13 protein-coding genes and 1 pseudogene are annotated in these 20,388 nt (G+C 62.9%); 2 read left to right on the top strand and 12 right to left on the bottom strand.

The window, feature by feature from the left end:
* The first annotated feature begins 26 nt into the window (after nt 1-26).
* Nucleotides 27-5,198: a DUF6543 domain-containing protein gene (locus tag P3S72_RS03700; RefSeq protein WP_276196289.1), complete on the top strand. Its 5,172-nt coding sequence runs from the start codon at nt 27-29 to the stop codon at nt 5,196-5,198.
* Between the two features lie 58 nt (nt 5,199-5,256).
* Here P3S72_RS03700 and ureC read toward each other — a convergent pair whose 3' ends face one another.
* The 12 genes and pseudogenes from ureC to urtA all read right to left on the bottom strand — a co-directional run bounded on the left by ureC (nt 5,257) and on the right by urtA (nt 15,422).
* Nucleotides 5,257-6,957 carry an urease subunit alpha gene (gene ureC / locus P3S72_RS03705; RefSeq protein ID WP_276196291.1) on the bottom strand — a complete coding sequence of 567 codons (1,701 nt, stop codon included), beginning with the start codon at nt 6,955-6,957 and terminating at the stop codon, nt 5,257-5,259.
* Nucleotides 6,958-7,070: 113 nt separating this feature from the next.
* Nucleotides 7,071-7,376, bottom strand: coding sequence for an urease subunit beta (locus P3S72_RS03710; protein ID WP_276196294.1), 306 nt, complete (start codon nt 7,374-7,376; stop codon nt 7,071-7,073).
* Complete coding sequence (locus P3S72_RS03715) at nt 7,373-7,906, bottom strand: GNAT family N-acetyltransferase (RefSeq protein WP_276196296.1); 534 nt, start codon at nt 7,904-7,906, stop codon at nt 7,373-7,375. The genes P3S72_RS03710 and P3S72_RS03715 overlap by 4 nt, the downstream gene beginning before the upstream one ends.
* A gap of 5 nt (nt 7,907-7,911) precedes the next feature.
* Nucleotides 7,912-8,424, bottom strand: coding sequence for a GNAT family N-acetyltransferase (locus P3S72_RS03720; RefSeq protein WP_247400810.1), 513 nt, complete (start codon nt 8,422-8,424; stop codon nt 7,912-7,914).
* Nucleotides 8,425-8,433: 9 nt separating this feature from the next.
* Nucleotides 8,434-8,736: an urease subunit gamma gene (locus tag P3S72_RS03725; RefSeq protein ID WP_010213535.1), complete on the bottom strand. Its 303-nt coding sequence runs from the start codon at nt 8,734-8,736 to the stop codon at nt 8,434-8,436.
* Nucleotides 8,737-8,883: 147 nt separating this feature from the next.
* Nucleotides 8,884-9,723, bottom strand: a complete 840-nt coding sequence (locus P3S72_RS03730; protein ID WP_276196300.1) for an urease accessory protein UreD — start codon at nt 9,721-9,723, stop codon at nt 8,884-8,886.
* A gap of 30 nt (nt 9,724-9,753) precedes the next feature.
* On the bottom strand, nt 9,754-10,452 hold the full coding sequence (urtE, locus tag P3S72_RS03735) for an urea ABC transporter ATP-binding subunit UrtE (protein ID WP_276196302.1): 699 nt from the start codon (nt 10,450-10,452) through the stop codon (nt 9,754-9,756).
* A gap of 22 nt (nt 10,453-10,474) precedes the next feature.
* Nucleotides 10,475-10,561 (bottom strand): annotated as a pseudogene (locus tag P3S72_RS03740) (outer membrane lipoprotein carrier protein LolA); the annotation flags it as partial.
* A 25-nt stretch (nt 10,562-10,586) separates the two neighbouring features.
* A complete protein-coding gene (urtD, locus tag P3S72_RS03745; protein WP_247407980.1) occupies nt 10,587-11,435 on the bottom strand; it encodes an urea ABC transporter ATP-binding protein UrtD in 849 nt (282 codons plus the stop codon).
* The gene (gene urtC / locus P3S72_RS03750; protein ID WP_276196303.1) at nt 11,432-12,511 is read right to left on the bottom strand and encodes an urea ABC transporter permease subunit UrtC; all 1,080 of its coding nucleotides are present in this window, start codon (nt 12,509-12,511) and stop codon (nt 11,432-11,434) included. The genes urtD and urtC overlap by 4 nt, the downstream gene beginning before the upstream one ends.
* Nucleotides 12,511-14,013: an urea ABC transporter permease subunit UrtB gene (gene urtB, locus P3S72_RS03755; protein WP_276196304.1), complete on the bottom strand. Its 1,503-nt coding sequence runs from the start codon at nt 14,011-14,013 to the stop codon at nt 12,511-12,513. The genes urtC and urtB overlap by 1 nt, the downstream gene beginning before the upstream one ends.
* Before the next feature lie 143 nt (nt 14,014-14,156).
* Nucleotides 14,157-15,422 (bottom strand): urea ABC transporter substrate-binding protein, encoded by a 1,266-nt coding sequence (gene urtA, locus P3S72_RS03760; protein WP_276196305.1) that lies wholly within the window; start codon nt 15,420-15,422, stop codon nt 14,157-14,159.
* Between the two features lie 280 nt (nt 15,423-15,702).
* Here urtA and P3S72_RS03765 point away from each other — a divergent pair, with 280 nt between their 5' ends.
* The gene (locus P3S72_RS03765) at nt 15,703-20,343 is read left to right on the top strand and encodes a DUF4329 domain-containing protein (protein WP_276196306.1); all 4,641 of its coding nucleotides are present in this window, start codon (nt 15,703-15,705) and stop codon (nt 20,341-20,343) included.
* Nucleotides 20,344-20,388 lie beyond the last annotated feature (45 nt).

Below are 20,388 nucleotides of genomic sequence, written 5' to 3' on the forward strand. Positions count from 1 at the left end.
TCATTTTCACAATGAGGTAGTTTTTCATGGCCCATACCCAAGCCCCGCTTCCTGCGGGAGACCAAGGGCAGCACTACGCAACGCTCGCCAGCCTGATACCGCAGGCACTCGTCAACGCCTCCGCGCACAACCGCGCCGCACTGCGCCAGCTCAGCCCTGAGTTGCCTGGCTGGTACATCTGGACCACCCAGCAGCAAAAAGACACGCTCAAGACCTTTGTCGACGCCAGTTGGAACTCATTGAACCAATGGGAAGCGCAGATGGCAAAGGTCCAGACGGTCACGGCGTTCGCCCAGCCGTTGTTGGAAGCCGCATTAAAAGACGCCGGTTACACGCTGGATGTGCAGCAAACGTATCTGCTGCTGTATGTGCCGGCAGAAGACGCCTTTGGCCGGCAAACGGGCGGGTTCAAGACCAAGACGTTTTCCCTGCTGCAAGCGGCGCTGAACAACTTTGAAGCACCGGAAGCGGCGCCCGGCTTTTTCAACAGTGCTTCAGGTTTCATCACCCGGCCCAACGATGACACCGGTCGTTTTGAGCGTGTCACCACCGCGCTTCCCCTCGATACGTTCGTCACGCTCTGCCGTGAGCTGGACCTGGGCGGTCAGTACCAGGCCTACCTCAATAGCCACCTGCGCTCCGCCAATGTGGTCGACGAGGCGTTGTTGCGCCTGCGCTTTACCCGCTGGAAAAAAGACGCCCTCAAGGTCGCGGCGCACCTCGCGTTGCTCAAGGGGGATATCGGCGCGGATGATTTTGCGTTGCTGTTGAAAGTGGCCAGCGGTGAGCAAAACATCAAGATCGGCGACAAACAGATCTGGTACAGCACGCCCTGCCTGATGCACCTGCGGCTTCAAGGCTGTTTGCTCATCGAGCCGAGCGTGATCCGGCGTTATGGCACCTGGTTTATCGCCTGGTTTCCCGACGATCCGGTCCAGCCGATCAAGCGCTACGAGTCGTTTGCCCAATTCCGCCAGGACATGACGGACCGCCTGACCCACGGCAGCCAAGATGACGACCGATCCAAGGGCATCGAACCCACGCAATACCAGGTGTTTTTCAGCCGTTTTGTGGCCAAAAAGGACCGCCCCTATTACTTTCGCCGGTTGACGGAGTTGGTCGACGACGCGCCGCAGCAGTCATGGGCGGCGCGGTGGATGCGCTCGGAGCGTGGGCAGTTCTGGTCAAAATTGCTCGCGCCGACGCCGTTCACCCAGGTGCTGGGTGACCCCGCCCATACCGTTCGAATCCCCATCAAAGGCCCGAATCTGGATATCAACAGCGACCCGATCAAGGGGCTCTGGAGCATCATCGACCTGTGGGACGAACTCTACGAAAGCCAGCTCGAGCGCTTGCTGGACGATGGGCTCGCCGAAGCCATAACGACCGCGCATGCCGATGCCGCCAACCGCGCCCGCCGCTGGTCGCATTACCTGGGCCTGGGCATGTTGGTGTTGAATACGGTCTCGATGGCGGTGCCGCCATTGGGCTATGCGATGTTGGCGGTGACGGCTGCCCAGTTGCTGTTTGAGGTCTTTGAAGGGGTTCATGAGCTGAGCTCGGGGGACCGCGAGGCCGGCTGGTTGCACGTGGGCGATGTGTTGGAAAACCTGGTGATGCTCGGCGCCGGCGCAGTGGTTTTCCACTTTAGCGTCTCGCCGTTTGTCGAAAGCCTGAAGTTGGTTAAAGTGCCCGGCGGCAAAGTCCGGCTCTGGAAGCCGGACCTGAAACCCTATGTGCGCAACATCAACATCGCGGCGGATTCGCTGCCCTCGGCGGAAGGCTTGCATATCTATGGGCGTGACCAGATTCTGCTGCTCGAAGGCCAGCCCTTGGAGCTGAAAAAAGACCCGTACCCCGGCAAATATCGCATTCAGCATCCGCGGCGCCCCGATGCCTACCAGCCGGAGATCCGTCACAACGGTTCCGGTGGCTGGCACCATGAGATGGAGCAGCCGCTGAGCTGGCAGCCGCCACGCTTGATGCAACGCCTGGGATCGTCCATGGAGGCTTTCAACGACATCGAGCTGGAGCAGATTCGCACGGTCAGTGACGTGGATGACGGCGTATTGCGCCGCGTACACAGCGAAAGCGCGGCGGTCCCGGCCGTGCTTAACGACACGGCCAGCCAGTTTCGGGCCTACGCCGATGCGGTGAAGGTGAGCGAGCTGATTCGCAGCGGCAACCTGTCCAGCCCCTTGGCCCAGTATGCGGTGCCGCTGGCGGTAGAGCTGCCAGAGTGGCCGGCTTCGTGGGCCATTGAAGTGACTGAGGGCTCGGGAGCAGCGACCCAACGTGTTCGGTACGCGCCTGCGGGGCAGTCCGCGACGCAGGTGATCAACATCAGCATGACGGACCTGATGACCGGCAAATTACCCGAACGCATCATCCAGGCGTTCAGTCGAGACCAGGTGGCGCAGATCCTGCGCCAGTTCTATCAGTACATTCCCGTCGATAACGCCGCGCGCATAACGCTGCTTCAATCGGCCCTGGCGGATTTTTCGGTCGGGCAACGCGCGCGGTTGTTCAACAGTTTGTATCACCGTCAGGCGCCTGTCGCCGACTCGGCATTGCAGGTGTTGCAGCGTGATTTCAAAGGTTTGCCGAATGCCATGGGCCGCGAGTTGCTTGACGGTGCGCCTACGGCTGAGCTGGTGAGCCTCAAACACACCGGCAAGGTGCCGCTGGCGCTGGCTCAGAAGGCCCGTGGCATGCAGCGCCAGGTGCGCCTGGTGCGCGCCTATCAAGGGCTGTACCTGGAGGCCCTGGTCGGCCCGGACACCGAGACGCTGGTGCTCAACACCCTCGAAGCGCTGCCCGGCTGGCAAGACGACTTGCGGCTGGAGGTGCGCGAACGTGACTACGAGGGCGCATTGCGCGCCAGTGTCGGCCCCGTCGACGCGAGCAGCCGCAAGGTGCTGGTGTGGGTGTCTCCAGGTCGGTATCAGGCGTTCGATGAAGCGGCCAATTCGCTGTACATCATCAACAGTCTCTATGGCTCGATCCAGCATGCTTTGCCTGATGCGCATCGCGTTTCCCTGGGCTTGCCTCACGTCGGGCAGGGGCAACAATTGAAGGCGCTGATCCAGCGACATGCCTTGCCCCGGCCGCAATTACGCAGTCTGTTGCAAATGCTGCCCGAGAGCCGGCCGTTCTTCGTCGCGCCCAGCGTCTTGCCCGGCAATCGCCGTGGCTATCCCTTGAGTGGCCGGGGCGTAGGCCTGGGGGACTGGGATCGCCTCCTTGAGGCGCGCCTGAGCAGCTTGTACCCGGACTTCACCGACGAGGAGGTGATTGCGCTGCGGGCGGCCAATGATCCCTACAGCGACCTGTGGCTCAAGGCGCTGGAGCGCGAGTACAAGGTGCTGGATGCCGCGCTGCAACATTGGATGAGCGTACCGATTGAAGGCGTGGGTGAGTTCGGCAGCCCGGCCTATCGCGAACAGTTGCTGATGCGCAGCGAGATCGTGCGCGCGCTCAAGGATGCCTGGCGCCGGATCGGCGCCCGGCATTACGACGCCGCCGGGCGCTACCTGGGGCAGAAGATCGAACTGGCGAACAAACCGTTTCACCGGCAACTGCAAAGCCTGCCGGCATTGAGTGCCAACTTTGACCATGTGAGCGGGCTGGATCTGTCGAACTCCGATTTCAGCGATGTAAACGTGCCGTTCCTGTCGCACTTTACCGCCCTGCAAGCCCTGGATATTGCCGCGTGCGAGCTGACTCGACTGCCGCCGCAGATCACGCAGATGTCACGTCTTGGGGTGCTGGAAATGGCGGAAAACCATATCGTTCTGGATGCAGAGGCGGTCGGGCGGTTGAGGCTGATGCGGCATTTACGCGAACTGTGGCTGGATGGCAACCCGTTGGGGCTCGCGCCTGATATCAGCCAAATGCATGAGCTGCGATTGCTCTGGCTGGGCGGCACCGGGCTGACCGACTGGCCTGTAGGCCTCCTTGAGGTGCCACGGCCGCGCTCGTTCGTGCTGGATTTAAGCGCCAACCCCATTGACCGCATACCCGCCGTGGCCCTGGGCTCTGATCAAGCCGGTGTGCTCGCCCGCGCGCGTGTTGACCAGTTGCTCTTGACGCCAGAGGTGCGCAGCACGCTCAGAGGCTATATCGAATCCGTCGGTATTGACCCGCAGCGGCGCCTACCACCCGCCGGGACGCAAGACAGTGCGCACTGGATGGCCGGTTTGACGGCGGACGAATGGCAGGCCAAACAGCCGGTCTGGGATGCCGTGGAAGGCGCGCACGGTTCGGAACCATTTTTCGATGAGATCAGAAAGCTGTCGGAGTCGTCCGATGCGCTTTTAGCGCCGTACAAGATCGAACTGACGGCGAAAGTCTGGCGCATGCTCGAGGCTGCCGACGCCGAACCCCGGCTACGCGCAAAACTCTTCCAAATGGCCACGGCGCCGACTACCTGTGTTGACGCCGGCGCCCAACTGTTCAACGCGATGGGGGTCGAGGTACTGCAGTGGGAAGCCCATGCGTCGGGTCGCCCGGAATGGGTCCGGCTTGAACTGCTGGACCTGGCCAAGGGCAAGTCGCGCTTGGAGGAGGTGGGCAGGATCGCCCGCGCCCGCGTGGAAGAACTCAGGGCACAGGGGCGGCCTTTTCCTCGTTACGATGCCGAGGGGAATTTGGTTGCCCAGTACGATGACCAAGGCAACCGGTTACGCACGCTGGATGAGGTGGAGATCCACCTGGCGTATGTCACCGGGCTTGCCCAAAGGCTGGACCTGCCCTGGCAATCCAGGAGCATGCGCTTCAGTGAACCGGACGTGACCCCCAAGATGCTCGATGACGCCTATGAGCGTGTCACGCGCCTGGAGGAGGGCGATCTGCTGCGGGAACAACTGATCGAGCAGGACTTCTGGCGCAACTACCTTGAAGCCACAAACGCCGAGGCGTTTGAGGTGCTGCTCAATAAGAGCCGGGCGCTGGATGATCTGCTGGAAGCGCAGACGGCGTGGGCCACCGATGGCAACCTGTCGGATACGCAAAAGGCCGCACAACGAAAAATCATCGAAACCACCGCCCGCACCCTGGGCAAGCCCGCCAGCGAAATCGCCCCCGGCCAGGTGATGAGTGACGCGCGATACTACGCAGACATTGCCGTGTTGGCCGAGGAAAGTAAAAACATCCTGCGCCGGCTCTGCGACCAGGCGATGGGGCGCCGCGTCGATTGATCATGCGGCGTGCAACGCAACCCTGAAAACCTCGGTTTTCAGGGTTGAATCAGCGGCGCTAAAACAAGAAATACCGCTGCGCCATCGGCAGCACGTCCGCCGGTTCGCACCACAGCAACACGCCGTCGGCCTTGACCTGATACGTCTGTGGGTCCACGTCGATGTGCGGCAGGTAGTCGTTGTGGATCAGGTCGGTTTTCTGCACGTTGCGACAGCCCTTGACCACCGCGATCTGCTTCTTCAAACCCAAGGCTTGCGGTAAGCCGGCATCCTCGGCGGCCTGGCTGATAAAGGTCAGGCTGGTGGCGTGCAGGGCGCTGCCGAAGCTGGCGAACATCGGCCGGTAGTGGACCGGCTGCGGCGTGGGAATCGAGGCGTTGGCGTCGCCCATCAGGCTTGAGGCAATCGCGCCGCCCTTGAGGATCAGGGTCGGCTTGATGCCGAAGAATGCCGGGCGCCACAGCACCAGATCAGCCCATTTGCCGACTTCGATGGAGCCGACGATATGGCTGATGCCGTGGGTGATCGCCGGGTTGATGGTGTACTTGGCGATGTAGCGCTTGGCGCGGAAGTTATCGTTGCCGGGGCCGTCGCCGGGCAGGGCGCCGCGCTGTTTTTTCATCTTGTCGGCGGTTTGCCAGGTACGCGTGATCACTTCGCCGACGCGGCCCATGGCCTGGCTGTCGGAGCTGATCATCGAGAACGCGCCGAGGTCGTGCAGGATGTCTTCGGCGGCGATGGTTTCGCGGCGGATGCGGCTTTCGGCGAAGGCCACGTCTTCGGCGATGCTCGGGTCGAGGTGATGGCAGACCATCAGCATGTCGAGGTGTTCGTCGATGGTGTTGCGCGTGAATGGCCGCGTCGGGTTGGTTGAGCTGGGCAGCACGTTGGGGAAACCGCAGGCCTTGATGATGTCCGGCGCGTGGCCGCCGCCGGCGCCTTCGGTGTGATAGGTGTGGATAGTGCGGCCCTTGAGCGCGGCCAGCGTTGTTTCGACGAAGCCGGACTCGTTGAGGGTGTCGCTGTGGATCGCCACCTGCACGTCGTATTGGTCGGCGACGTTCAGGCAGTTATCGATGCTCGCGGGTGTGGTGCCCCAGTCTTCGTGCAGCTTCAAACCGATGGCGCCGGCCTTGACCTGCTCGATCAACGGCTCGGGCAAACTGGCGTTGCCCTTGCCGGTGAAACCGATGTTCATCGGGAACGAGTCGCTGGCTTGTAGCATGCGCGCCAGGTGCCACGGGCCGGAGGTGCAGGTCGTCGCGTTAGTGCCGGTGGCCGGGCCGGTGCCGCCGCCGATCATGGTGGTGACGCCGCTGGTCAGCGCCTCTTCGATCTGCTGCGGGCAGATGAAATGCACGTGGGAGTCGATGCCGCCGGCGGTGAGGATCATGCCTTCACCGGCGATCACTTCGGTGCTGGCGCCGATGGCCATGGTCACGCCGGGCTGGATGTCCGGGTTGCCGGCCTTGCCAATGGCGTGGATGCGGCCGTTCTTGAGGCCGACGTCGGCCTTGACGATGCCCCAGTGATCGATGATTAGCGCGTTGGTGATCAGGGTGTCGACCACTTCATGGGCGAGCAATTGGCTCTGGCCCTGGCCATCGCGGATGACCTTGCCGCCACCGAATTTCACTTCTTCGCCATAGACGGTGAAGTCTTGTTCCACTTCGACAAACAGCTCGGTGTCGGCCAGGCGGACCTTGTCTCCGACGGTGGGGCCGTACATGTCGGCGTAGGCTCGGCGGCTGATTTTCATGTGTGGTTGCCCTGAAAAATTTATGTTGAATGTGAGTCAGCTATCGGGGGCAAGCCCCCTCCCACCTGGGAATGCATTCCAACTGTGGGAGGGGGCTTGCCCCCGATGAGGCGCTAAAGGTCGCCCATGATCCGCCCGGCAAACCCAAACACCCGCCGCCCACCGCCGAAATCGACCAACTCGACGTCGCGACTCTGCCCCGGCTCAAACCGCACCGCCGTGCCCGCTGGAATATTCAGGCGCATGCCCCGGCTCAGCGCACGGTCGAAGGTCAGCGCGTCATTGGTTTCGAAAAAATGATAGTGCGAGCCCACCTGGATCGGCCGGTCGCCGCTGTTGGCCACGCTCAGGCTGACGGTGCGGCGGCCGACGTTGAGTTCGATGTCGCCAGGCTGGATCTGAAATTCACCAGGAATCATGCAGGTTGCCCCAGGGTCTTGTAGTAGAGGGCGGTCGGGCTGTAGCGCCCGTCCGGGCTTTGGCAGTAATCGGGCAGCTCACCGACCTTGGTGTAGCGCAGCGACTGATAGAAGGCTTCGGCCTCGGAGCCGGCTTCGGTGTCCAGGTACAGCAGGCCGCGCTTGTGTTGGCGCGCGGCGAGTTCCAGGGCTTGCATCAATTGGTGGCCCAGGCCGTGGCGACGGGCGCTGCTGTGTACCAGCAGTTTTTGCACTTCGGCGCGGTTCAAACCGTTGGCTTTCTGGCACAGCGCCAGTTGTACGCTGGCGATCACGCGCTCGTCGCGCACCACCACCCACAGCAACAGGCTGGCGTCTTCGATGCTCGCTTGCACGCCGTGCAAATACGCGCGGGCCTGGGCCTCATCGAAGTCGGCCATGAAGCCGATCGACGCGCCGTGCCTGACCGCATCCAGCAACAGCTCGATCAAGCCCTGGCGATAGTGGGCAAAACTTTCAGCATTGACTCGACGCAGTTGCGCGGCGTTCATCGATCTCACTCCTGGGGCGGTTCGGCGCCCGGATTCAAGGTCAGTTGCATAAAGGTCAGGTCGAGCCAGCGGCCGAACTTGATGCCCACTTGCGGCATCTGCCCGGTGGTGCTGAAACCCAGGCGCTCATGCAGGCGGAGCGAGGCCTGGTTGCCGCTTTCAATGGCCGCGACCATCACGTGTTTGCCGCCGGCGCGGGCGCGTTCGATCAGGGTTTGCATCAGGCGTGGGCCGAGGCCTTTGCCGCGCTGATCGTTGCGCACGTACACCGAGTGCTCGACGCTGTAGCGAAAACCCTCGAAGGGGCGCCAGTCGCCGAACGAGGCGTAGCCCGTCACTTCGTGGTTTTCCACCGCGACCAGGATCGGGTAGCGCTGCGCCTGGCGCGCACTGAACCAGGCCAGGCGGTTAGCCAGGTCTACCGGCTGTTCGTTCCAGATCGCCGTGGTGTTCAGCACCGCGTCGTTGTAGATGTCGCGGATCGCGGGCAGGTCGTGCTCGGTTGCATCACGAATCATGGCGGGGCCTCACGCGATGGGTTGGTGGACGGTCACCAGTTTGGTGCCATCGGGAAAGGTGGCTTCCACCTGGATATCCGGGATCATTTCCGGGATGCCTTCCATCACCTGCTCGCGGCTGAGCAGGGTGGTGCCGAAGTGCATCAGGTCGGCCACGGTGCGGCCGTCGCGGGCGCCTTCCATCAGCGCCGCGGAGATGTAGGCGATGGTTTCCGGGTAGTTGAGCTTCACACCGCGCGCCAGGCGCCGTTCGGCGACTAAGCCTGCGGTGAAGATCAGCAGTTTGTCTTTTTCCCGTGGGGTCAGGTCCATGGTTCAAGGTCCTTCATAAAATGCATTCTTAAATACAATGGAGATCAAGTGTGGGAGGGGGCTTGCCCCCGATGGTGGTGGGTCAGTGACAGATGCATTGCCTGACACTCCCCTATCGGGGGCAAGCCCCCTCCCACATTTTGATCTTCATGTGCTCCAGATTCGGGGTGCCACGGCCTCTCGCCCCAGCACCGCCGGGCGCAACAGCCGCCATAAATCAATCAACCAGCCCCGCGCCAGCAGCGCTTCGCTCGCCAGGCAGCGGGCGACCAGCAGGCCGGGCAGTTGGGTCAGGTCGCCGCGCACCGCGTGGGGCAGCGAGCGGCAGTGTTCGAGTAACTCAGGCTCGATATCGCCGGTCAGCAACAAGGTGGCGAAGACCGGTTGCCCGTCCAGGCCGATCGGCGAGTCGAGCAAGCCATCGTCGCCCACAATGCGCTGGCGTTCGTGCCAGAGCAACTGGCCGTCGCGGCGGATGTTCAGGTGCGCTTGAAAGTGCCCGAGGTCGAAGCGCTCGCCGCTGGCCGGGCGGCCCAGGGCGACTACGTCCCAGTAGAACAGCCGCGCATCGCCGTGCAGCGCGATGCGTGTGCTGAGTTCGGCCTGGGCGGCGCTGAACACGATGGTTTCCTGGGGCAGCCATTCCAGGGTGGCGCCGGCCTCGACGCTCAGCTCGAGTTGCTGAAACGCCGGGCCGCTGGCGCGGTACCACTTGGCCGCGCCAGGGCTGGTCAATTGCGCCCAAGCGCCCTCGGCGACGTGGGCGCGGATGTCCAGGCGGTCGCCGCCGGCAATCCCGCCGGGCGGATGCACGATGATGTGCTGGCACACCTCGGGGCCTTCGGCGTACAGGTGTTTTTGCACGCGCAGCGGGCCGAGGTGGCGACGCATCACCGGGCGCGTGGTGTCGCCGAAACGCGCGTAGCCGAGTTCCAGCTCGGCGTGCCAGCTGGGGGTGAACAGGGCAGGGGAAACGGGCAGGTTCATGGCGTGTGCTTGTCGTTAGGAGGCTACAGATTAGATGGTTACGAGACCGCGCACACCGTCGCTTTCCATATTTTCTCCACGGCCTTGCTGGACGATTTCACCGCGCGACATCACCAGGTACTGGTCGGCCAGTTCGGCGGCAAAGTCGTAGAACTGCTCCACCAACAGAATCGCCATGTCGCCACGGGCCGCTAGTTTCTTGATCACCGCCGCGATCTCCTTGATCACCGACGGCTGGATGCCTTCGGTCGGCTCGTCGAGAATCAACAGGCGCGGGCGGCTCGCCAGCGCGCGGCCAATCGCCAACTGCTGTTGCTGGCCACCGGACAAGTCACCCCCACGGCGGTGCTTCATTTGCAGCAGCACCGGGAACAGTTCATAGATAAACGCCGGGACTTCCCGGGCTTCGGCGCCGGGGAAGCGCGACAGCCCCATCAGCAGGTTTTCTTCCACCGTCAGCCGCCCGAAAATCTCGCGCCCCTGGGGCACGTAGGCGATCCCGGCGTGTACGCGCTGGTGCGGCTTGAAGCCGGTGATGGCCTTGCCTTCCCAGTTCACCGCGCCCTCTTTGGCGGGCAGCAGGCCCATCAGGCACTTGAGCAGGGTAGTCTTGCCCACGCCGTTACGGCCGAGCAGGCAGGTGACTTCGCCGATCTTCACGTCAAAAGACAGCCCGCGCAGGATGTGGCTGCCGCCGTAGTATTGGTGCAGCTTGTCGACTTGCAACATATCCAAAATCTCCTCAATTCCCTGTAGGAGCGAGCTTGCTCGCGAAAAACCTGAGGGCGCCGCGTGCATTCAGGCTGCCCGCGTTATCGTTAACGATTTTCGCGAGCAAGCTCGCTCCTACAGAAAAAGCGAACTCAGCGCCCGAGGTACACCTCGATCACGCGCTCGTTTTCCTGCACCTGTTCCAGCGACCCTTCGGCCAGCACGCTGCCCTGGTGCAACACGGTCACATGGTCGGCAATCGAACCGACAAAGCCCATGTCGTGCTCCACCACCATCAGCGAGTGCTTGCCCGCCAGGCGCTTGAACAGTTCGGCGGTGAATTCGGTTTCGGCGTCGGTCATGCCCGCCACCGGTTCGTCGAGCAGCAACAGTTGCGGGTCTTGCATCAGCAGCATGCCGATTTCCAGGAACTGCTTCTGGCCGTGGGACAGCAGGCCGGCCGGGCGCTGCACCGAGGCGGTCAGGCGGATGGTGTCGAGCACTTCATCGATGCGGTCTTTCTGCTCGCCGCTCAGGCGTGCGCGCAGGCTGGCCCACACCGACTTGTCGGTCTTCTGCGCCAGCTCCAGGTTTTCGAACACGCTCAAGGCTTCGAACACCGTGGGTTTCTGGAACTTGCGGCCGATGCCGGCCTGGGCGATCTGCACTTCGCTCATCGCGGTCAGGTCGAGGGTTTCACCGAACCAGGCGTTGCCGTGGCTGGGCCGGGTCTTGCCGGTGATCACGTCCATCAGCGTGGTTTTGCCCGCGCCGTTGGGGCCGATGATGCAGCGCAACTCGCCAACGCTGATGTACAGGTTCAAGGCGTTGAGTGCCTTGAAACCGTCGAAGCTGACGCTGATGTCTTCCAGGGTCAGGATCGTGCCGTGGCGCGTGTTGAGGCCCGTGCCGGCGGCCTGGCCGATGCCGATCGCATCGCGGCCGCTGCCGGCGTCGAGAATAGGTTCGAGCATAAATTCTGCGGTCGCCGTGACTCTCATTGTTCACCCCGTTTCTTCAACAGCCCGATCACGCCCTTGGGCAAATACAGGGTGACGATGATGAACAGCGCCCCCAGGAAGAACAGCCAATACTCCGGGAACGCCACGGTGAACCAGCTCTTCATGCCGTTCACCACCCCGGCACCGAGCAGCGGCCCGATCAAGGTGCCGCGCCCACCCAAGGCCACCCACACGGCGGCTTCGATGGAATTGGTCGGCGACATTTCGCTGGGGTTGATGATGCCCACCTGCGGCACGTACAGCGCCCCCGCCAGGCCGCACAGCACCGCGCTCAACACCCACACGAACAGCTTGAAGCCACGCGGGTCGTAGCCGCAGAACATCAGGCGGTTCTCGGCATCGCGCAAGGCGGTCAGTACCCGGCCGAACTTGCTGCGGGCCAGGCGCCAGCCGATGTACAGGCTGCTCACCAGCAACAGCACGGTGGCCACAAACAACGCCGCGCGCGTGCCCGGTTCGGTAATGCCGAAGCCGAGGATGCTGCGGAAATTGGTAAAGCCGTTATTACCACCGAACCCGGTCTCGTTGCGAAAGAACAGCAGCATCCCGGCGAAGGTCAGGGCCTGGGTCATGATCGAGAAATACACGCCCTTGATCCGCGAGCGAAAGGCGAAGAAGCCGAACACCAGCGCCAGCAACCCCGGCGCCAACACCACCAGGCACAAGGCCCAGAGGAAGTGCTCGGTGCCGACCCAGTACCAGGGCAATTCGGTCCACGACAAGAAGGTCATGAACGCCGGCAACTCATCGCCGGAGGCCTGGCGCATCAGGTACATACCCATGGCGTAACCGCCGAGGGCGAAGAACAAGCCGTGGCCGAGGGACAACATCCCGGCGTAACCCCACACGAGGTCGAGCGTGAGCGCCACGATGGCATAGCAGAGAATCTTGCCCACCAACGTCAGCGTGTAAGCCGAGACGTGCAGCGGATTTTCCGGCGACAACAGCGAACACAGCGGCAGGGTCAGCAGCAGGATCAGGATCACAGCGCCGACGGCAATCGTCAGCTTGGGGCCGGCCTTTTGTGTGGCCGTGAGCATCAATGGCTGGTTCATCAGTCGATCACCCGTCCTTTCAGTGCGAAGAGGCCTTGCGGGCGTTTCTGGATAAACAGAATGATCAGCGCAAGGATCAGGATCTTGCCGAGCACGGCGCCGATCTGCGGTTCGAGGATCTTGTTGGCGATCCCCAGGCCGAACGCGGCCATCACGCTGCCGGCCAATTGGCCGACACCGCCGAGTACCACGACCAGGAAGGAATCGATGATGTAGCTCTGGCCCAGGTCCGGGCCGACGTTGCCGATCTGGCTCAGCGCCACGCCGCCCAACCCGGCGATGCCGGAGCCCAGGCCAAACGCGAGCATGTCCACGCGCCCGGTGGGCACGCCGCAGCAGGCGGCCATGTTGCGGTTCTGGGTGACGGCGCGCACGTTGAGGCCCAGGCGCGTCTTGTTCAGCAGCAGCCAGGTCAGCACCACCACGCACAGGGCGAAGGCGATGATCACGATGCGGTTGTACGGCAGCACCAGGTTGGGCAGCACTTGAATGCCGCCGGACAGCCAGGCGGGGTTGGCCACTTCGACGTTCTGCGCGCCGAACACCAGGCGCACCAGTTGGATCAGCATCAGGCTGATGCCCCAGGTGGCGAGCAGGGTTTCCAGGGGGCGGCCGTACAGGTGACGAATCACCGTGCGCTCCAGAGCCATGCCGATGGCGGCGGTGACGAAAAACGCCACCGGCAGCGCGATCAGCGGGTAGAACTCGATGGCGTACGGCACGTAGCGCTGCATCAGCAACTGCACCACATAGGTGGAATACGCGCCGAGCATCAGCATCTCGCCGTGGGCCATGTTGATCACGCCCAGCAGGCCGAACGTGATCGCCAGGCCCAAGGCCGCGAGCAACAGGATCGAACCGAGGGACATGCCGCTGAAGGCCTGGCCGAGGATCTCGCCCAGCATCAATTTGCGTTTGACCTGGGCCAGGCTGGTCTCGGCGGCGGTATGCACCGCAGCGTCGGTTTCCACGCCGGGGGCGAGCAGGGTTTCGAGGCGGGTGCGGGCCAGCGGGTCGCCGGTGCTGCCGAGCAAGCGCACGGCGGCGAGGCGCACCGCCGGGTCGGCGTCTACCAATTGCAGGTTGGCCAGGGCCAGGCTGAGGGCGGTGTGGACGTCTTCGACGGTTTCGGCGGCGACGCGCTGGTCGAGGAATTTGAGCTGCGCCGGTTGCGCGGTTTTTTGCAGGGTTTGCGCGGCCGCCAGGCGCACCTTGGGGTCGGCGGCGAGCAGTTGCTGGCTGGCCTGGACGTTGTCGATCAGACCGCGCAGGCGGTTGTTCAGGCGCACGGTCTTGGTTTCGCCATTGACCGTGAGTTGGCCTTGTTGCAGGGCGTCCACCAACTCGATGCGCGCTGGGTCGGGCTGGGCGGCCCAATCCTGCAGCAGTTTGGCTTGTTGCGTCGGGTTGGCGGTGAGGAAGTCTTCGGCGTCACCGGCGTGTGCGCCGAAAGGCAGCAACAGCAGGGCCGTGAGGATGAAGCGGTAGACGGCAGTGGGCATAACAAAATGTCCTGAGCATGCACGGGTCGGCTTTATGTGGGAGGGAGCTTGCCCCCGATAGCGATGTGTCAGGCAATGCATGTGCTGACTGATCCACCGCTATCGGGGGCAAGCCCCCTCCCACAAGGGTCCGTGGCGGGGCTTTAGTTACTTTTCACGGCGTAATCAGGTTTCTTGTCGTTGCCGGGGATGTACGGGCTCCATGGCTGTGCGCGGATCGGTTCCTGGGTCTGCCAGACCACCGAGAACTGCCCGTCGGCCTGGATCTCACCGATCATCACCGGCTTGTGCAGGTGGTGGTTGGTCTTGTCCATGGTCAGGGTGAAGCCCGACGGCGCGGCGAAGGTCTGGCCGGCGAGGGCTTCACGCACTTTGTCGACGTCGGTGGACTTGGCCTGCTCCGCCGCCTGTGCCCACATATGAATGCCCACGTAGGTGGCTTCCATCGGGTCGTTGGTCACGGCTTTGTCCGCGCCCGGCAGGTTGTGTTTCTTGGCGTAGGCTTTCCAGTCGGCGACGAACTTGGTGTTCACCGGGTTCTCCACTGACTGGAAGTAGTTCCAGGCAGCGAGGTTGCCCACCAGCGGCTTGGTGTCGATGCCGCGCAGTTCTTCTTCGCCCACCGAGAAGGCCACCACCGGCACGTCGGTGGCCTTCAGGCCCTGGTTGGCCAGTTCCTTGTAGAACGGCACGTTGGAGTCGCCATTGACGGTGGAGATCACCGCCGTCTTGCCGCCGGCGGAGAACTTCTTGATGTTGGCGACGATGGTCTGGTAATCGGCGTGGCCGAACGGGGTGTAGACCTCTTCGATGTCTTTATCCGCAACGCCCTTGGAATGCAGGAACGAGCGCAGGATCTTGTTGGTGGTGCGCGGGTACACGTAGTCGGTGCCCAGCAGGAAGAAACGCTTGGCGCTGCCGCCTTCTTCGCTCATCAGGTATTCCACCGCCGGGATCGCCTGTTGGTTCGGCGCCGCACCGGTATAGAACACGTTCGGCGACATCTCTTCGCCTTCGTATTGCACCGGGTAGAACAGCAGGCCGTTGAGCTCTTCGAACACCGGCAACACCGATTTGCGCGACACCGAGGTCCAGCAGCCGAATACCACGGCGACCTTGTCCTGGGTCAGCAACTGCCGGCCTTTTTCGGCGAACAGCGGCCAGTTCGACGCCGGGTCCACTACCACAGGCTCCAGCATCTTGCCGTTCACACCGCCCTTGGCGTTGATCTCGTCGATGGTCATCAGCGCCATGTCTTTGAGCGAGGTTTCGGAGATGGCCATGGTGCCGGACAACGAATGCAGGATGCCGACCTTGATGGTCTCGGCGGCCTGCACGGTCCAGGTCATGCCCATGGCGGCAATCGATGCTGTGAGTGTGAAAGCCTTGATCAAGCTGCGACGCTTCATGGTGCGATCTCCGTGAACTCGATGTTGTTATGAGGGCGTTGCACAGGCTTTTGCAAAGGCTGTGCCGAGGTGCGTATTCGCGGGGGCGCGTGCAGCGATGCACATGCGTTGAGGGGCATCGGTGCACCAGTTCGGCGCCGTTACGGGCGCGCCGTGCACGCTCGCGCACCCTAAAGGGGCTGTTTTGGGCGTTGGTTAATTAGCTACCGCTTGAGCCGGGTTCGGCGTGACAAGAATGCCCCCTGACAACATCGATTCAGGTGTTCTACAGGGAGTGTTTATGGCTATCAGATTATCGCGGGAAGAACGTGCCGCCGGTTCACGCAGGGGCGCTGCGAGCCTGCCATTGCTGAGCCCGGAATTTTTAAAGGAAGAAGATGCGGCTTACTGGGCGCACACCCGGATCGGTGCCAAAAGAGACCGTGAGTACGGCGGGGTGATTGTGCGTGGGGCGACGGGCAAGTATCTGGCGACCGAGCCTGTGCCTGGGGAAAAACAGGCGTTCGACTTGCTCAAGGTCCTGGCGGTCGGTGCCGACGGTTTTTATCAGCAACCCAAGGGCTACACCTGTGTGGCCAGCTACCATTCGCACCCGGCGATCCATGCGCAAGTCGCCCGGGACGACCCCTCGATGGATGAGCGCATGGTCAAAGCGTTCGTGAATTTTTTTTCGTCGGCCGACTTCTTTTACGACGTCAATGAGCGGCAGTTTTTCCCGGCGGCGTATCTGTCCGGGCCGGACGGCTCGCTGATTCGCTATGCGCCCAGTGGCTCGCCAAGGGAGCGAAGTTTCGCGCTGTGGATCGGCGCAGGCAAGCCGGCCGGCAACGCGGTGGGGGTGTATGGCCCGTTCAGCGAGTTCGTGAAGAAGCTCTCCACCCTGGGCGAGTTGAGCCTGATCGTACCCACTGCATTGTGGGGCGGCTCCATCGGCACGGTGCCGGCGGATTGGGTGGTGTTCGAGCCGTTCACGTCTAACGCCGTGACCCGCCAGCCCTTGTTTACCGCGCTCCTCGGCAGCGCTGAAGCGGCGGTGAGTGCGGCGCAGCGTCATGCCCCGACGACGGCCGACCGTCGCACCTTCGGGGTTGTGCTCAAGCATCTGACGGACGAACGCTATGTGGCGACTTTTCCAGAGGAGGCGCGCCCGCCCTTGTTCGCCGCAGCAGGGCTGTTCCCCGAGAGAGCCCCGGGCAAACTGAAGCTGCCCTCCAACTTTCGGCTGGAAGCCCTCTACTACCGCTCTAAACCCGAGCCAACGGATATCCCCGAAAACGAGCCCTGGTTGTACGCCACATTCCCGACGCCTGCGGAGTTGGTGGCGGCGATCACGCAGTCAGAAGCGACCCAGGACATACAGAACAGCAGCCGAGGTTTGCGCCTTTACATTCAAACCTCGGATGACGCACTGCTTGTACTCAAGGTGCCACTGGCGAGTGATGCCGGCGGGCTGGTCAAAGAGGGCCGCGATGGCCTGCTCGACGACAATGGTGCCCAGGCCGCGCTGAAGGCCGGCACCCTCAGCCCGCGCGACTACGTGCGTCGGGTGATTGCCGCGACGGCGTTGTCAGTGGTCGAGGCTGGGTTGCTCTGGCGCACGGTCGGTGCGGTGGACAATCGCTCGGCGGTGTTGAACGGTTTCCATCAGGCGGTATTAAGCCCGCCCTTTATTGGCGCGCACGACGCGGCCGTCTATGCCCACGAGCAGATCGGCTCACGGCGCGACCGTGCCTACGGCGGCTACATACTCAAGGACAAGGACGGCCGTTTCTTCATCACCCAGCCCCAGGCAAGCGACCCCAACCCGTTCGCCCATAAGCTGTTTTTTTCGGCGGATATACCGGGCCCGTTGATCCCGCCCGAGCCGTACTTCGTTCACGGCCGTTACGGCTCCCACCCGGCGCTGTCGATGGTTGACCCCGGCTGGGTCAAGCAACGCGACTGGACGCGCGAAGACGCCCTTATCAACCTGCAGATTTTTGACGCCGCTGAACTCCACGACGTGATCCAGTCAGGGCGCCCTGCGTACTTGTCGGGGGCCGAGGACTGTTTGCTGGCGTACACCCCGAGCGGCTCCGTGCAGGAGGCACTGCTGTTAACCGCCACCGCGCCGAAACCGGGTGGCAGCGTGGCCCAAAAGCGCATGGCCAGCGGGTTTTTCAAGCCCGCACTGTGGGTCGCCAGGTTAGCTGAGGCGGCTGATTTGCGGGTGGTCCAAGGCAACCCGTTATGGGGCCCGCGCTCGCCGATCTATAAGGATTGGACGCCGTCTTTCGACTATGCGCTCAGGCTCGGCGCACCCGACTATGCCACCTATGGCGCGCTGTTCAGCACGGCGGATGAAGCCGCCCGTGATCTGCATGCGCGGGTCCATGGGCGCAACCTGCCCGAGCAGGCGTACTTTGGTTTTATCCTCAAGCACAAGGAAACGGCACACTACGTGGCCACCGAGGTGGTGGGTGTCAATCAACAGGCCAAGTTGTTCAATCTCAACAGCGTGTTTGCGCCGACACCCGCGAGTGACTATCGGTTTCCTGATGGGTTTGTGCTCTGCGGGCTGTTTCGCTCGCAGCAATGGCAGCCGAGCGGGCTGTCGCCGTCCAGTGCCTGGCTGACCCGCTATTTTGTGATGCCGATGGTGTTGTACGAGGCGATTTACGAGAGCAAGCGCAGAGGGGCGAAATACAACAGCGGTAGAAACCTGCCGGTGTATTTTTCGACGCAAGAGGGGGCCTTGTTGCGATTCGTACCGCTGCCCTTCAACGTCGGTAGTGGCGGGCCGGTGGAAAGCGCCTTTGAAGCGGCCAGTACCGCGTTGGCCTCCGGTCAGAAGACGACGCAGACGTTTGTCCGGGAGTGGGCCAACGGCGGGGAACTCAACGTGGTGCGCACCAGCCAATGCTGGGACAAACACGGGCGGGTGCCGCTCACCTGGTCCGGCTACGAAAACCTGACCCGACGCCGCGTTGGGCCGGCGTTTGCCAGCCCGGACGATGCGGCGCGTTATGCCGCGGCCATTGTCGGTGAGGGCCGGCGCCGCACCTATGGCGGCGTCTTGCTCAGGCTGCCCGATGGCTTGTTCGTGGCGACTGATCCGCTGGTGGTGCCGCCCCAGGGGTTTGCACTGAACTGGATTTACCCTGAGTCGGCGATTACGCAAGGGCTGTATCCGCCGGGAAGTACCATCGTCGCGCGGTATCGCTCAGTGCTCAGGCAGGAGACGCAGATACTGTTGTCGGCCACCCAAAAAGCCGTCTATCAGAGCATGTTGCCCACCAGCGTGTTGTCGGACCTGTTGCGCCGTAAAGTCCACATCAAACGCGAATACCTGTTCGGCCCCGAGGGTGTGATCCTGAGTTACCAACTGACCGGGTCCCCCGAGGAGGAGGCGCTCAAGCCGACGTTGGCGGCCTTGAACCTGGTCAGGGAGGATGTCGCGGACAATCAAATCGAACGGCAACTGCGCAGCGGCGCGCTGGCCCCGGTCGACTTCGTCACACAGGTGGCGAAGGCTGGCGATTTACAGGTGGTCAACGGTAATCATCTGTGGGGCTACCCGCGACGGTTGAGCGCGCCGTTCGTGCCGAACGTGGTCTCCCAGGCGGCGCTGGCGATCAAGCAGGTGTTTGCCGATGCGCCGTGCAGCCCGATCTTTACCCAGGCTTACGACGCCGTGCGTTATGCACAGCGGTTGTCGTCGCCGCAGGCGCAGTTGCGGTTCGGTTATGTACTCAAGGACGCGCGCAAGCAGGCCTACATGACGACCTTGCCGTTGGTACGCGGCGACTACACGCGTTTCGAGCAGGTCTTCGTCGATGGCTTGTTGCCCCAGGGTTATACGCTGGAGGGCTTGTATTTGTGCGCCTCTACCCTGGCGATTGCGCCAACGAACGATGCCATGGCGCTGAGCTTTTTCTCGCCCCAGGCCCTGGCCAACGGCGTCAATTTTGTCAGCAGCCTGGCCGGTAACGGTGCCCTGCCGCTCTACCTGCTGTGCGCCGACGGCGCGTTGCTGAGGTATTCATTCACCAAGAACGGGCGGCAATCGCTGAATGCGCTGAACGCCGAGGCCAGAACCCTGGAGCCTAAGTTGCTGGCCGGCACCGCGACGGTTGCCGACTACGTGCGCGGGCTTGCGACCCAGGGCGAGTTGTATGTGCGTGTCAGGAGCGCGGTGTGGGGCAAGGAACAAGCTGTTACCGCGCAGTGGCAGCCCAACGCCGCGCCCTGGCCTGCGCAGGACAACCCGCATTTTCTGTCATTTTGCGGACCGCTGTTCAACCATGCCGACGACGCCGCGCGCTGGGCCGAAAAACAGCTGGGCAGCTTCAAGGGCCGCGAATACCTCGGCGCCGTGCTGGCGCCGCCAAAGGGGCGGGGGTTTGTCGCGCTTGAGCCGGTGGAGGACCACCGTGCGTGGCTGGCGGACACGATTTCACAACTGTTCTGGTTCGGCCATCTCGGCTTCGATATCACGCCCGATCACCCGCTGTTCTTCTACACCATCAAAGCGCTGCAGGCGTTTTACAAAGTCATCCCCTTGCGTCTGAATCTGCCGTCGCTGGATCAGCGCTTGTTGGACAACTTTGTCGACAAGGACGATCTGCGCCTGTACCTGAACATCATCGGCAGTAACCGTCCGGTCGCCGACAGTGTGTATCTGTCGTGTCGCGGCGGTGCGCTCCTGAAGTATGTGCCGGGTTTCACGGAGGATGAGACGCGACTGCTGAGTGTCGACGCATCACCGTTGCCCAGCGTGCTGGTCAGCGGCTTGCGCGAGGCCGGCATGCTGGCCGTGCTGGAAACCGATGCCTTCTGGACGCGTCCGGGCGCACTGGGCGCGGAATGGCAGGTCAAGGATGTACTCGCCGAGCCGGACCCGCAGGCCGTGCTGTACGGTCGCGACAAGGACGAACTCTGACAGGTGTTCAGCGCTGCCGAAGCCGGCCGCCGTGGATCGACCGAT

Origin of the sequence: Pseudomonas sp. D3, from assembly GCF_029320995.1 — a bacterium.
In the GTDB taxonomy this organism is placed as follows: Bacteria; Pseudomonadota; Gammaproteobacteria; order Pseudomonadales; family Pseudomonadaceae; genus Aquipseudomonas; species Aquipseudomonas paraveronii.

Coding starts and splice junctions, on each gene's coding strand:
- P3S72_RS03700 (WP_276196289.1), top strand. CDS start 27: ATGGCCCATACCCAAGCCCCGCTTCCTGCGGGAGACCAAGGGCAGCAC.
- ureC (WP_276196291.1), bottom strand. CDS start 6,957: ATGAAAATCAGCCGCCGAGCCTACGCCGACATGTACGGCCCCACCGTC.
- P3S72_RS03710 (WP_276196294.1), bottom strand. CDS start 7,376: ATGATTCCTGGTGAATTTCAGATCCAGCCTGGCGACATCGAACTCAAC.
- P3S72_RS03715 (WP_276196296.1), bottom strand. CDS start 7,906: ATGAACGCCGCGCAACTGCGTCGAGTCAATGCTGAAAGTTTTGCCCAC.
- P3S72_RS03720 (WP_247400810.1), bottom strand. CDS start 8,424: ATGATTCGTGATGCAACCGAGCACGACCTGCCCGCGATCCGCGACATC.
- P3S72_RS03725 (WP_010213535.1), bottom strand. CDS start 8,736: ATGGACCTGACCCCACGGGAAAAAGACAAACTGCTGATCTTCACCGCA.
- P3S72_RS03730 (WP_276196300.1), bottom strand. CDS start 9,723: ATGAACCTGCCCGTTTCCCCTGCCCTGTTCACCCCCAGCTGGCACGCC.
- urtE (WP_276196302.1), bottom strand. CDS start 10,452: ATGTTGCAAGTCGACAAGCTGCACCAATACTACGGCGGCAGCCACATC.
- urtD (WP_247407980.1), bottom strand. CDS start 11,435: ATGAGAGTCACGGCGACCGCAGAATTTATGCTCGAACCTATTCTCGAC.
- urtC (WP_276196303.1), bottom strand. CDS start 12,511: ATGAACCAGCCATTGATGCTCACGGCCACACAAAAGGCCGGCCCCAAG.
- urtB (WP_276196304.1), bottom strand. CDS start 14,013: ATGCCCACTGCCGTCTACCGCTTCATCCTCACGGCCCTGCTGTTGCTG.
- urtA (WP_276196305.1), bottom strand. CDS start 15,422: ATGAAGCGTCGCAGCTTGATCAAGGCTTTCACACTCACAGCATCGATT.
- P3S72_RS03765 (WP_276196306.1), top strand. CDS start 15,703: ATGGCTATCAGATTATCGCGGGAAGAACGTGCCGCCGGTTCACGCAGG.